Source organism: Kutzneria sp. NPDC051319, assembly GCF_040682195.1.
Lineage (GTDB): Bacteria > Actinomycetota > Actinomycetes > Mycobacteriales > Pseudonocardiaceae > Kutzneria.
This window is the reverse complement of the sequence record NZ_JBFBAM010000080.1, coordinates 1-13,886: the sequence shown is the minus strand read 5'-3', so window position 1 is coordinate 13,886 and position 13,886 is coordinate 1. Positions and strand designations below refer to the sequence as shown.

The 13,886-nt window shown below is 71.1% G+C and carries 8 protein-coding genes and 1 tRNA gene; 8 read left to right on the top strand and 1 reads right to left on the bottom strand.

From position 1 onward, the window contains the following. Positions 1 to 68 precede the first annotated feature (68 nt). Positions 69 to 141, bottom strand: a tRNA-Lys gene (locus AB0M73_RS42445). A gap of 276 nt (positions 142 to 417) precedes the next feature. On the opposite strand from AB0M73_RS42445, the gene AB0M73_RS42440 reads away from it, so the two are divergent. The 8 genes from AB0M73_RS42440 (at position 418) to AB0M73_RS42405 (ending at position 13,772) form a co-directional block, all read left to right on the top strand. Continuing rightward, the gene (locus AB0M73_RS42440) at positions 418 to 3,078 is read left to right on the top strand and encodes an AAA family ATPase (protein ID WP_363904172.1); all 2,661 of its coding nucleotides are present in this window, start codon (positions 418 to 420) and stop codon (positions 3,076 to 3,078) included. A gap of 59 nt (positions 3,079 to 3,137) precedes the next feature. Then, complete coding sequence (locus AB0M73_RS42435) at positions 3,138 to 3,992, top strand: hypothetical protein (protein WP_363904169.1); 855 nt, start codon at positions 3,138 to 3,140, stop codon at positions 3,990 to 3,992. Positions 3,993 to 4,082: 90 nt separating this feature from the next. Next, complete coding sequence (locus tag AB0M73_RS42430; RefSeq protein ID WP_363904166.1) at positions 4,083 to 5,768, top strand: glycosyltransferase; 1,686 nt, start codon at positions 4,083 to 4,085, stop codon at positions 5,766 to 5,768. Then, positions 5,765 to 6,475: a polysaccharide deacetylase family protein gene (locus AB0M73_RS42425; protein ID WP_363904163.1), complete on the top strand. Its 711-nt coding sequence runs from the start codon at positions 5,765 to 5,767 to the stop codon at positions 6,473 to 6,475. The genes AB0M73_RS42430 and AB0M73_RS42425 overlap by 4 nt, the downstream gene beginning before the upstream one ends. A 30-nt stretch (positions 6,476 to 6,505) precedes the next feature. Continuing rightward, a complete protein-coding gene (locus AB0M73_RS42420) occupies positions 6,506 to 7,420 on the top strand; it encodes an ornithine cyclodeaminase family protein (RefSeq protein WP_363904160.1) in 915 nt (304 codons plus the stop codon). 164 nt (positions 7,421 to 7,584) lie between these two features. After that, positions 7,585 to 9,096 carry an LCP family protein gene (locus tag AB0M73_RS42415; RefSeq protein ID WP_363904158.1) on the top strand — a complete coding sequence of 504 codons (1,512 nt, stop codon included), beginning with the start codon at positions 7,585 to 7,587 and terminating at the stop codon, positions 9,094 to 9,096. A 42-nt stretch (positions 9,097 to 9,138) separates the two neighbouring features. After that, entirely contained in the window at positions 9,139 to 10,359 is a 1,221-nt protein-coding gene (locus AB0M73_RS42410; protein WP_363904155.1) for an MFS transporter, read from the top strand. A gap of 176 nt (positions 10,360 to 10,535) precedes the next feature. Beyond that, positions 10,536 to 13,772 (top strand): S8 family serine peptidase, encoded by a 3,237-nt coding sequence (locus AB0M73_RS42405; protein WP_363904152.1) that lies wholly within the window; start codon positions 10,536 to 10,538, stop codon positions 13,770 to 13,772. The last annotated feature ends 114 nt before the right edge of the window (positions 13,773 to 13,886 follow it).

Genomic DNA, 13,886 nt, shown 5'->3' with positions numbered 1-13,886 from the left:
TCAGCCTCCGATGGGCAGCAAAAAGCCCCTGACCAGGGCAAGGGTGCCTGTAGTCAGGGGCTGGAGTGTGGGCCGCCTGGGGCTCGAACCCAGAACCTACGGATTAAAAGTCCGCAGCTCTACCAATTGAGCTAACGGCCCGTGGGCCACACGATAGCGCCTCGGGTGGGGAGGCTGCCGCCGCATTGGGCTGTCGGGCTGGACACAGTGCGTCACGGGCGGGTGATCAGCGGCGATGGCGAGGGATGCTACGGTGGGTAGTCAATGAATAGCGGAGGGTGTGTGCGTTGTCCTTCTGGCCCGGGCGGATCATCCTGGACCTGCGTGCATATGCACGGTCATGGGTGGCCGGGTATCCAGCCGGCGGGGGAGGGCTCTTGACTGGCTAAGGGGGAACGGCGCGGACGGAGGTTGGCGGTGGACCACCTCGAGAGGCGCCCGCTGGTGGGGAGGGCGGCGGAGCTGGCGCGGCTGGAGGAGGTGGCGGCGCAGGCGAAGACGGCGTTCCGGCTGGTGGAAGTGGTGGGGGAGCCGGGCGCGGGCAAGACGAGGTTGCTGGGGGAGTTCACGAGCAAGCGCCTGGTGCTGAAGGGCCGGGCGGTGGAGCAGGAGCGGGAGGCGCCGTTCGCGCCGCTGGTGGATGCCCTGGTGGACCGGGTGGACGCGGGACTGGCGAGCAGGCTGAGCGAGGCGGAGACGCAGCTGCTGGCGTCGGCGTTCCCGGTGCTGTCGAAGAAGCCGAACCAAGAGGTGGTGAAGCCTCGCCTGTACCGGGCGATGAGGTCGCTGCTGAGGGAGCTGGCGCCGGCGACGGTGGTGCTGGACGACGTGCACTGGGCGGACGAGGCGACGATCGAGCTGGTGGACTACCTGGTGCGCCACCCGCTGCCGGCGCCGATGCTGCTGGTCCTGGCCTACCGGCCGCACCAGGTGTCGTTCCGGCTGTCGAGGGCGCTGGCGGACCAGGCGGTGAAGATCGAGCTGGGCCCGCTGTCGAAGGCGGATGTGGACCAGCTGCTGGGGCCGACGGTGAGCCCGCACGCGAGGAATCGCCTGTACGAGGAGAGCGGCGGGAACCCGTTCTACCTGGACACCCTGGCCCGGGAGCTGCCGGAGTCGGCGAGGGCGACGCTGGCGGGGGAGCTGGCGGGCCTGGGCACGACGGAGGCGCTGGTGGCGAAGGCGGCGGCGGTGGCGGGCGAGAGCTTCGAGCCGTCGGTGATCGCGCACGTGGCCGAGGTGCCGGAACAGGCGGTGCTGCAAGCGTTTGACGACCTGGTGGCCCGGGACGTGCTGCGAGAGGTGGAGGGCTCGGGGCGGTTCCGGTTCCGGCACGGAGTGCTCCGCCAGGTGGCCTACGACGGGGCGGCGGCGGGCTGGCGGCATGGGGCCCACACGCGCATCGCGGCGTATCTGGCGAAGGTGGGGGCGCCGGCCACGAGGAGGGCGGAACACGTTGTCCGCTCGGCGAAGTACGGCGACGTGGAGGCCAGGGACACGCTCGTCACGGCGGCCAGGGTGATCGCCACGAACCAGCCGGCGAAGGCGGCCAGCTGGTACGAGGCGGCGCGGCAGCTGGCGACCGAGGACGACGTGGACATCCGCACGGAGCTGGCCTTCTGCCACGGCGTGAGCGGCCGGATCATGCCGGCGCTGGAGATGTTCGGGGCCGCGCTGAAGACGATGCCGGAGGACCACGACAGCCGGGCCCCGGCGGCGGCCTTCGCGGCGCTGCTGGCGCACCTGCGCGGCGAGCACGACTGGGCGCGGCTGCTGCTGACCTCGGAGCTGAACCGCCAGCCGGAGGCGCCGCCGCTGCGCCTGCAACTGGTGCTGGACGCGGCGATGAAGGGCGAGGCCCGCACGGCGAAGCCGTTCCTGGACGCGGCGCCGGACGACGACCGCAACCGCTGGACGGTGCCCTTCGCGGCGCTGAACGCATACGTGAAAACGGTGGAGGGCAACCGTTTCGACGCGGTGAAGGCGGTCAACGACGCGGCTCGCATGGTGGACGCCAGTGACGACGACGAGTTCCTGACCTGGCTGCCGGCGATCCACATGCTGTCCTGGGCGGAGGTGCTGATCGGTCAGCACCGGCTGGCCCTGCGCCACTTCACGAAGGCGGTGGACCTGGCCCGGGACAACGGCCACCTCTACTTCATGCCGCAGCTGCTGCACGGCCTGTCCTTCGCCTACGTCGTCGCCGGCCGCACCGCGGACGGCCTCGCCGCGGTGGAGGAGGCGTTGGAGTCGATGCACCCGCAGGCCGGGATCCGGGGCGCGCTGCTCGGGGTGTGGTGCCAGTTGCAGAGCTGGCGCGGCCAGCACGGGACGGCGGTCCGCGCCGGCAAGCGGGCGATCGCGGCGATCGGCGACGCCCATCCGCCCCTGGCCTCGCTGGCCCGCAACCAGCTGCTGCTGGCCCAGGTGCACGCCGGCAACCACGCCAAGGCGGTCGAGGAGATCCGCGAGCACCTGCCGAAGATCGACCCGTACACCCGGCTGGCCAGCTGCTGCCTGCTGGCCAAGGCCGACACGGCCCACGCCAAGCACTGGGCCGAGGAGGCCGACCGCCTGGCCGACGGCCGCCTCGACGTGGACGTCGTCTTCCGCGACATGGCGGCGGCGTATGCCGACAACGACGCCGACAAGGCTCTCAACGCCGCCGCGGCGGCGGAGCGGATCGGCATGCCGCTGTGGGAGGCGACGGCCCGCCTGCACGCCGGCACGTGCCTGGCCCGCGACGGCCGCCGAGACGAGGCGCTCAGAGAACTGCAGGCGGCAGCGGCCATGTTCAACGTCTGCGAGGCGACGGAGCTGCACGCCACGGCGGTGCGGGAGCAGCGCCGGCTCGGGGTGCGCGTCCCGCACACGGGCGCGCTCGCCAACACCCTGTCGCCCCGGGAGCTGGATGTCGCGGAGCTGGTCTGCGCCGGCAGCACCAACCAGCAGATCGCCGAGAAGCTCGTGCTCAGCGTGCGGACGGTGGAGACCCACCTGACGCACATCTTCGCCAAGCTCGGCGTCACCAACCGGGCCGGCGTGGCCCGGGTGCTGGCCAGCCAGAACGAGGATTGAACTCCTGGCCTCGCTCAGCGGTATCTACCGGCACGAACGAGGCGAGAAGGAGGTGGGCGGTGCGCAACGCAGATCCCGATCCCGGCTCGCTGGCCGACGACCCGGGAGCCGTGCTCTGGCTGGGCTCACCGGACCAACCCCGCGTGCTGCTGCTGCACGACATGGCGATGACCGGCTCGACCAGCTGGCTCGGCCAGTTGCAGCTGGCCGACGACATGTGCCTCGGCATCGTGGACCGCCCCGGCTACGCCATCACCGACCGGGCCTCGAACGCCGGCTGGACGGCGGACGCCCGCATGCTGCTGGACCTCCTCGACGACAACGGCCCCGCGCACCTGGTCGCGCACGGCTGTTCGGCCGCGGGCGCGCTGCTGGCGGCGCAGCTGGCGCCGACGCTGGTGTCCTCGATCGTCCTGGTGGAGCCGCCCTTGTTCCAACTGGTCGAAGGGAGCTCGCTGGTCGAGGACCTGGCCGGCAAGTTCGTCGAGTTGTACGACCAGGGCTGCCTGTTGGCGGGTGCGGAGTTCCTGCGGGAGTACCAGCTGACCCTGGGATATCTGGAGCCGCCGCCCTGGGACGTGCCGGAGCGCTGCGCCGAGGCGGCCCGCAAGGAGACCCCGGCCTGCCAGGCCCCGCTGGACCTGGAGGCGATCGCCGCGTTGCAGACGATGATGACGGTGGTGGTCGGCGGCCGGGAGGGGCCCGAGCACGATCCGGGCGAGCGCACGGTGTTCGGCGGCGCGCTGTGGAAGACGGCGGAAGCGCTGGTGGAGGCGGCGGACGGCTGGTTGGTGCCGGTGGAGCCGGCCGGTCACGTGGTGCAGCGCTGCACGGGCCTGTTCAACGGGGTGCTCCGGCGGCATCTGGACACCTGGTGGAGCACCGAGGACCACAGCCACGCCGCCGCCGGGTAGGCGAGGCCAGCTCAACCGAAGATCGGGAATTCGCTAGTCTCCTCGCGTCCGGTCAGTCGCGGCCGGGATCCCTTGCGAGGCTGGAGATAGGTGAACCGGGTCGTCATCGTGTCCGCCAGCGTCGGCGCCGGCCATGACGGCGCGGCGCGGGAACTCGCGCGCCGGTTGGCCGAACACGGCCACAGGGTGGACATCCACGATTATCTGGACCTGTTGCCGGGCTCGATGGGACGAGCGCTGGGCGCGGCCTACCTGCGCCAGCTGCTGGCCGTGCCGCGTAGCTGGGACGTCCTGCTCAAGCTGCTGCAACGGTCACGCCTGTTCGCCAGGCTGATCTGCCTGCTGTTCAGCGTGACCGGCCGGCCGTTGCGCCGAGTGGTGGCCGGGGCGGATCTCGTGGTGTCCACGCATCCCTTGCCCAGCCAGACGTTGAGCCGTTTGCGGCGAAAGGGCCGCGTGACCGTTCCGGTCGTCACGTACCTGACCGACATGTCCGTGCACCGCCTCTGGGTGGCGCCGCACGTGGATCTGCACATCGCGTTGCACGAGGTCGCCGCCGAGCAGGCCCGTCAGTTGGGCGCCAAGCGCATCGTCGTCACGGGCCCGGCGGTCGGCCCCGCGTTCCGGCCGGCCGCGAGCAACGCGGAACGCCTGCGGGCCAGGGAGAAGTTCGGGCTGCCGGCCGAGGGTCGCCTGGCGCTGGTCGCCGCCGGGTCCTGGGGCGTGGGCGACATTGCCGACACAGCAAGGGAAATCGCCGCGACCGGGGCCGCGACGCCGGTGGTGCTGTGCGGCCAGAACGAGACGTTGCGCCGCGAGCTGGCCGACGGCATCGCGCTGGGCTGGATCGACGACATGCCGACGCTGATGCGTGCCTGCGACATCGTCGTGCAGAACGCGGGCGGCCTCAGCTCCCTGGAGGCGCTGGCCACCGGGCTGCCGGTGATCACCTACCGCTGCCTGGCCGGCCACGGCCGCACCAATGCCGCCGCGCTGGACGAAGCCGGTCTGGTGCCCTGGATCCGTGACGAGAACGACCTCGCGCGGGCGCTGGCCACCAGGCCGACCGAGGCGGCGTTGTCGGCGACCTGCCCGAGCGTGCCGCTGGACGCGGAGATGGGCCACACCGAGCCGGTCCGCCGCCGCCGGCGGCTCGCGCTGGCCGCCGCGTCCACGGTGGCGGTGCTATGGCTGGCCACGGTGGGCGTCAGCCTGGCGGTGGCCGGCGGCTTCCAGTCGATCGGGCCGGCCAGCCGCCGCGGCGGCGCGGTCTACGTCCTGGTCGCCGTGGACAGCACAAAACCGATGTCGAAGCAGACCATCCACAAGCTGGCCATCGCCCACGGCGCAGCGGCCGTGAGCACGACCGTGCTGCGCACCCAGCCGGAAACCGTGCGGGCATTGGCGAAGGCCGGCGTCACGATCGTCAACGCGGCCGACGGAGCCCCTTACGAGACCGGCGTCTTCACCGGCCGCGGCTCGATCGGGCAGGTGGCCACGGGCATCGCCGCGGTCACCGGGCGGTCGCCGCGGCTGATGGTCAGCAACGGCGAACTGGACGCCGTCGACCTGGGAATCGTTGCCATGCACCGGGAACGCATCATCGTGCCGGCCGCGACGGTGCACTGCGGGGCGGCGATGGGGCACGGCATGCGGGGCGTGATCCTGGTCGAGTCGACCGGCGACTGCGACCTCGGCGCCACCCTGGACGCGCTGGCCGCCTTGGCGCACCGGCACTCGGTGCGGCAGGCGTCGATCGAGGAGCTGTCGGCATGATCCGTCCCGTGCTGGCCGGCGCGGCCGCCGCGCTCCTGGCGCACGCGCTGCCCTCGGTCCTGGCGTCCGCCCCCCTACGGCAACGGATCGCGCCGCGGCTCAGCGGTGTCGGTGAGCAGACACGGGTGGCTCTCACCATCGACGACGGCCCGCATCCCGTTGCCACGCCACGGTTTCTTGACGTGTTGGCCCGGCAGAACGTGCACGCCACGTTTTTCCTGCTCGGTCAGGAGCTGGTGCGCAACCCGACGCTGGGCAAGGAGATCGTCGCCGCCGGGCACGAGATCGCCGTGCACGGGTGGGAACATCGGATGTTGGTGCTGCGCGGGCCGTTGGGCACCCGTGACGACATCACCCGCGCCTACGAGTACATCGGCGAGGTCACGGGCGTGGTCCCGCGCTGGTACCGGCCGCCGTACGGGGTGCTGTCCACTACCGCCGTGCTGACCGCCCGCACACTGGGCCTGACGCCCGTGCTGTGGACGTCCTGGGGCCGGGACTGGGAGAAAAGCGCCAACCCCGACTCCGTCTACGCCACCGTGGCCAAGGGCCTGCGCGGCGGCGGAACCGTCCTGCTGCACGACTCCGACTGCACTTCCGTGCCGGGTTCATGGGCGGCGACCCTGGGCGCGTTGCCGCGCATCCTCGCTGAGTGCGACCATCGGGGCCTGAAGGTCGGGCCGCTGCGGTCACACCAGGTGAGCTGAGGACGCCCGAAACCGGGGGGTCACCGAGCGGTGCTGACCGTTGACGCGGCAAGGATCGGCGAGCTGCTGTCGTTCGACGTGCTCGTGCCGACCCTGCGCACCGCGTTCTCCCACGGGCAGCGGGCCACCGTCGCGCCGCAGCGGCACCGGCACCGGGTGGACAACGAGCTCGACGCCACCATGCTGATCGGCGCCTCGTGGACGCGGAACTACCTCGGCGTCAAGGTGAGCACCGTCTTTCCGCGCAACGTGCTCGCCGACCTGGAGTCGTACTCCTCGACGTATCTGTTGTCACACGGCCGAACGGGGCATCCGCTGGCCGTGCTGGACGGCGGCGAGCTCACCCGGCGCGCCACGGCCGGTGTCTCCGCCCTCGCGGCCAGTTACCTTGCCCGGCCGGACACGAAAACGCTGCTGGTGATCGGCGAGGACCGTTACGCGCGAGCCACCGCGCAGGCGTACCAGGCGGTGTTCGACCTCGAACGACTGCTGGTGCTGGGCGAGAGTGCCGGTTTCGTCTGCGACGGCGTGATGGTGGCGGCCGTCACAGATCTGGAGGCGGCGCTGGCCGCCGCGGACGCAGTGGTCTGCGCCACAGTCGCGACCTCGACGCCGGTGCTGCCCGGCGCGTGGGTGAAACCCGGCACCTTTGTGCATCTCGCGGGGAGCTTCACGCCGTACACAAGGGAAGGCGACGATGCCCTCATCGCCGACGCGTCGGTTTTCCTCGACACGTCAACGGCCCTGACCGAATCCGGCGACCTGGCCCAGCCGGCCGCCGCCGGCATCTCGCCCAAGGTCCGCGGCACCCTGTTCGACCTGTGCTCCGGCGCCGTCGCCGGGCGGCTGGACCAGGGCGAGGTCACGCTGCTCAAGTCGGTCGGCACGGCCATTGCCGACCTCGCCACGGCGGCGGTGGTTCACACTTCTGTACCCTCGCGGTGAGAGTCAGTTCACTCCGTCCTCACGACGGGCAGGGGGCGTCCTGCCCGACATGTAGCCTGGCGCATTGCAACCAGCCTGGTCCGGACGGCGTCTGAACAGCATTCGGGGACCGGAAGAGTTCCGGTGGTGCGGGCGTGGGTTCGACGAAGGGGTGGGTTGGTCGCATGGTGGGCACAGGCGCGCGGATAGCCCTCATCGGCGGCAAGAGCGTGCTGGCCGCGGTGTCGGTGCTCGTGCTGGGCACCACGTACTACGGCTGGTCGACGATCTCCAACGCCGAGGCGGGCATTCAGCACGCGGACGTGATCGACACCAAGACCACGCCGAAGACGCCGGGCCAGGACATGAACATCCTGCTGGTCGGCATGGACAGCCGGACCGACGCGCACGGCGACCCGCTGCCGCCGGCCCTGCTGGCCTCGCTCAGCGCCGGTCCGGACGACGGCGAGATCGAGTCCGACACGCTGATCGTGGTGCACGTGCCGGGCGACGGCACGGCCGCGTCGGCGTTCTCCATCCCCCGCGACTCGTGGGTGGCGATCGACGGCGAGAACGGCAAGGACAAGATCAACGCAGCCTTCGGCTACGGCTTCAACGAGGCCAAGCAGGACGCGCAGCGGCGCGGCGAGAAGGACCAGAAGAAGCTGACGCTGGCCGGCATGGACGGCGGCCGGGGCAAGACCCTGCGCACCGTCGAGACGCTCACCGGCGTGACCATCGACCACTACGCCGAGGTCAACCTGTACGGCTTCGCGCAGATCAGCGACGCCGTCGGCGGCGTGCCGGTGTGCCTGCTCAAGGACACCTACGACGACATGACCGGCGCCCGGTTCAAGGCCGGCCAGCAGACCGTGCAGGGCGTGGCCGCGCTGCAGTTCGTGCGGCAGCGCCACGGCCTGATCAACGAGCTCGACCGCGAGCACCGCCAGCAGGCGTTCCTGGCCTCGCTGGCCCACCAGATGCTGTCCACCGGCGTGCTGACCAACCCGAGCCGGCTCAACACCATCATCCAGGCCGTGCAGAACGCCGTCGTCGTCGACTCCGGCTGGCAGCTGCTGGAGTTCGCCGGCGAGATGCAGGGCCTGTCCGGCGGCAGCATCACCTTCAACACCATGCCGGTGACCAATGTCGACGGCAAGGTCGGCGGCGCGGACGTCGTGCTGGTCTCCCCGACCGACGTGCAGAGCTGGGTCAAGGCCCTGTTCAGCAAGGTCGGCAAGCAGGCGACCAGCACCGCACCGACCACGACCTCGACCACCACCGCGCCCGGCGCCAACGCGTCGATCACCGTCGACGTGAGCAACGCCAGCACCATGGGCGGCCTGGCCGGCCGGGTGTCGACCTTCATGGTCGGCCAGGGCTACGGCAAGGGCGATGTGCTCACCGCCAACGCGAAGCGGGCGACCTCGCTGGTCGAGTACGCGTCGGGCGACAAGGCCGCCGCGCAGAAGGTGGCGACCGCGCTCGGCGACCTGCCGATGGCCGTCAGCTCCTCGGTGAGCCCCGGGCACGTGCTGGTGCTGCTGGGCAACGCCTACCACGGGCCGGCTTCCGGCGCGGCCGAAGGCGTCGCCGGCAGCCCGCAGTTCAAGATGGCGCCGGGCAGCACCGCCACCACGACGGTGACGCCGGACCGGCCGCAGATCGACGCCAGCGGCGTCACCTGCATCCCTTAATCGGTGGCGCGGCCGCGCCACCGGCGGTCACCATGACCCTTCGTGACCGTTCTCGACCTGCGCCCGTGGCGGACCTCGCGCGACTACCGCCTGCTGTGGTCGTCGGGCGCGATCTCGGTGCTGGGCAGCTTCATCACCTACGTCACGGTGCCGTTGCAGATCAAGGAGCTCACCGGCTCGTACCTGGCGGTCGGAGCCATGGGCCTGGTCGAGCTGGTGCCGATGATCGTGTTCGGGCTGTACGGCGGGGCGCTGGCCGATGCCATGGACCGCAGCAGGATCGTGCTGCTGTCCGAGGCCGGCCTCGGTGTGGTGTCGTTGGTGCTGCTGGCCAATTCCCTGCTGCCGCACCCGATGCTGTGGTTGATCTACGTGGTGGTCGCGCTGGCCGCCGCGCTCGACGGCCTGCAACGGCCGTCGCTGGATGCCCTGCTGCCCCGCATCGTGCCGCGTGATCAGCTGACGGCGGCGATCGCGCTCAGTTCGATGAGGTTCAGCGTCGGCGCGATCGTCGGCCCGGCGATCGGCGGCCTGATCGCCGCGACCTTCGGCGTCTCCATCGCGTACGGCTGTGACCTGGTGTCCTTCGGCATCGCGCTTGTCCTGCTGGCACAGCTGAAAGCCGTGCCGCCACTGTCCGATGCGGACAAACCGTCGTTGCGTGGCATCCTGGAAGGCTTGCGCTACGCGGGAAGCCGGCCCGATCTGCTGGGCACGTATCTCGTGGACCTGGCCGCCATGATCCTGGCCATGCCCAACGCGCTGTTCCCGTTCCTGGCCGACGAGCTGGGCGCGCAGTGGGCGCTGGGCCTGATGTACGCGGCCACGTCAGTGGGCGCGCTGGCGGTGACCCTGACGAGCGGGTGGACGTCGAAGGTGCATCGGCACGGCTTGATGGTCGCGCTGGCCGCCGGCGTGTGGGGGTTGGCGATGGCCGGCGCCGGCTGGGCGCAACCGGTCTGGCTCGTCCTGTTCTGCCTGGTGATCGCCGGGGCGGCCGACTGCGTCAGCGGGCTTTTCCGCAGCACCATGTGGAATCAGACGATTCCCGACCACCTGCGCGGCCGGCTGGCCGGCATCGAGCTGCTCAGCTACACCGCGGGCCCGCAGCTGTCGCAGATCCGCGCCGGCGGCATGGCCAGCCTGATCGGCGCCCGCCCGGCGATCTGGACCGGCGGCTTGGCCTGCGTGGTGGCCGTGATGGGCTCGGTCGGGCTGCGCGGGTTCATCCGCTACGACGATCGTTTGCGACCCAACGGGTAGGAAGTCGGCTGATTTCCGCTCAACCGACGGCAAACAGGCCATTACGGACAGCCCGATCGGGCGGGTTTCGGCCGAACGGGCAGCACCCGGTCGCGCCGTAGTCGATCGGGGGTAGACGCGTGGTCAGGCGGCGGCCGAGGATCGGCACGGTCTCAGACGTAGATTGGGGAGCTCACGTGAGAACGAGCAGAGCCGTCGCGCCCGCCGTGGTGACGGCGGCCGCCGCGGTGTTCGTGGCGATGATCGCGCCGACGCAGGCGATCGCCGCCACCGACGCCGCGGCCGCCGACGCACAGGCCGCCGCGCAGAACGTCATCGTGGTGATGCGCGACCAGCATCCGGATCTCAAGCCCAAGGTGCAGTCCGACCAGCGGTCGGCGGCGGTGACCGGCGACCAGAAGCCCGTGGTGCAGGACCTGTCCGCGCACGGCGCCACCGACGTCAAGCAGTTCAGCACGGTCAGCGCCGTGTCGGCCAAGGTCAAGCCGGCCGAGGCGGATCGCCTGCGCGCCAACCCGAGCGTCGCCGCGGTCGTGCCGGACCTGACGATCAACCGGCCGCGCACCACCGCGGACTTCAAGCCCGGCCAGCAGATCTGCCCGCCCGACCCCGGCAAGCCGTTGCTGGAGCCGGAAGCCCTTGACCTCACGCACACCACGCAGGCCCAGAAGACGGTCACCGGCAAGGGCGTGAAGGTCGCGTTCCTGGCCGACGGCATCGACGTGGACAACCCGGAGTTCATCCGGGCCGACGGCAGCCACGTCATCACCGACTACCAGGACTTCTCCGGTGACGGCGTGAACGACTCCAGCGGCGGCGGTGAGGCCTTCGGCGACGCCAGTTCCCTTGCGGCGCAGGGCTCCCGCACCTACGACCTGTCGACCGAGCTGCCGTTCTCCAGCCTGCCCAAGGGCTGCGACATCCGGATCAAGGGCTTCGCGCCGGACGCGGAACTGGTCGGCATCAAGGTGTTCGGCGAGAACGGCACCTCGACCTCGGCCATCCTGCGCGGCATCGACTACGCCGTGAACCATGACAAGGTGGACATCCTCAGCGAGTCCTTCGGCGGCAACCCGTTCCCGGACCCCACCACCGACCCGATCACGCTGGCCGACAACGCCGCCGTGGCCGCGGGTGTGACCGTGGTGGCCTCCAGCGGTGACTCCGGCATCTCCGGCACCGTCGGCTCGCCGTCCAGCGGCTCGCAGATCATCTCGGTCGGCGGCACCACAGCCGAGCGGCTCAACGCCCAGGCCTACGGCTTCCCCGGCTGGACCAGCAACAACATCGCCGGTCTCTCCTCCGGCGGCCCCACCTTCAACGGCAAGGTGCCCGACCTCGTCGCCCCCGGCGACGGCGGCATGGCCGCGTGCACGGTGGATCCGCGCTGGGACGACTGCACCAGCGCCACCGAGCCCTTCGGTGGCACCAGCCAGTCCGCCCCGTTCGTGGCCGGCTCGGCCGCGCTGGTGATGCAGGCCTACGAGCGGGCCCACTACGGCGCCAGGCCGTCGCCCGACCTGGTCAAGCGCATCCTGACCGGCACCGCCACCGACCTCAACGTGCCGGCCGACCAGCAGGGCGCGGGCCTGGTCGACAGCGACGCCGCGGTCAGGGCCGCGCTCGGGCAGGGCGGTCTCGTGCCGTCGGTGGACCAGATCGACCTGGCCGGCAAGGCCGGCAGCAGCCAGCACACGTCGATCACGTTGACCAACACCGGCTCCAGGCCGCAGGTCGTCACCGACAGCTCGCGGACGGTCGGTGGCACCACGTTCAACGACACCCGCAGCATCGCCATCACGGCACCGTCCTCTTCGGACAAGCTGCCGCCGCAGGGCGCCGCGGCCGCCGCGCCGGTCACCTTCACCGTCCCGCCGGGGACCCCGTTGTTGGACATGACGATGGTCTGGCCGGGCACCCAGGACTCCGGCCAGCTGTCGGTGATCCTGAGCGACCCGAGCGGCCGCTTCGTGCAGCAGTCGTACGACTTCGGCTTCTCCGACAACCAGTTCGTCAGTGTGCACGACCCGGTGCCGGGCAAGTGGACCGCCAACGTGGTGTGGAGCAACGGCCGTTCGCACCTCCAGGAGCCGCCGCTGACGCCGGGTTCCTTCCGGGGCAACGCTTCCATTCAGTTCGTGGGCAAGAAGTTCACCTCGGCCGGCATCACCGGCACGCCGGTCAAGGTCGTCCCGGCCGGCGGCTCGGCGACGTTCGACTTCACGGTTCCGTTGCCGGCCAAGGCCGGTGACGTGCCGTCGTCGATCCAGTTCGACACCGCCGGCCAGCACCTGAGCGTTCCGGTCGACCGTCGCGCCTTGATCCCCGCGAATCCGGGGCAGGACAACAAGTTCGACGTCACCGTGATCGGCGGTGTCGGCCGTGACGTCGGTGGCGAGAAGGGCTTCTACCTCGACGTGCCGGGCGGCCACCAGAGCCTGAGCGTCGACCTGGCCGCGCCGGACCCCGGCACGCCGATGGAGTTCTACCTGGTCAGCCCGGACGGCCAGATTCTGTCCGGCGACGAGAACGCCGCCGAGTCGGTGTGGAACGACGACGGTTCGAGCAAGGCCACCGGCGGCGGCACGCTGACCGTGAACCAGCCGAAGGCCGGGCGCTGGCAGCTGCTGGTGATCCTGAGCCTTCAGGTCAGCGGCAAGGAGTTCAGCGAGCAGGTGACCGGCAGGGTCCGGTTCGACACCGCGGTCGCGAAGGCCAGTGGCCTGCCCGCCACGGTCAAGGCCGGCCAGAGCGTGACGGCCTCGGTCGACGTGACCAACACGGGGTCGACCGGCCAGTGGTTCTTCCTCGACCCGCGGCTGGCCGGGCAATCCACTGTGGATCTGAAGCCGGTCGCCGGCGGCTCCGCCGTGACGCTGCCGGTCAACGTCTCCGGCACGAAGCCGCCGACCTGGCTCATCCCGCCGCACACGGCCAAGGTGACCCAGTCGGCGACCGCCTCGCAGCCGGTGGACCTCGACCTGTTCAACACCAAGGGCGCGCCGGAGCGGCTGGCCCTGGCCACCAACCGGCCCGACCACGCCGTCTCGGTCAGCGCGTCGGCCGACCAGGTGGCGACCGGCAAGTGGGCCTCGGACATCGACGCCGTGGGGCCGTTCCCCAACGGCGCGCCGTCCGGCACCGGCACGATCACGGCCAGCATCGTGACCGCGCCGTTCGACCCGGCCTTCTCGTCGGACACCGGTGACTTCTGGCAGCAGGGGGTCGGCGGTCCCGCCGCCAAGCCGGTGTTCGTGCCGGCCGGGGCCACCCGCACCATCAAGATCACCATCGCGCCGACCGCCGCGGCCGGCGCGAGCGTGCACGGCACCGTGTACGTGGACACCTACAACCCGCTCGTCGGCGAGGGGGCCGAGCTGATCGGCATCCCGTACGGCTACACCGTCAGCTGATGGGGTGAAGTCGCCGCCGCACCGGCCGAACCGGGGCGGCGGGGGCCCGAAAAACCCGCCCGGGCGGAACGGGGTACCCCTGGTGGCGCGCCGGGGCGCGGCGGCCCGCGCCCC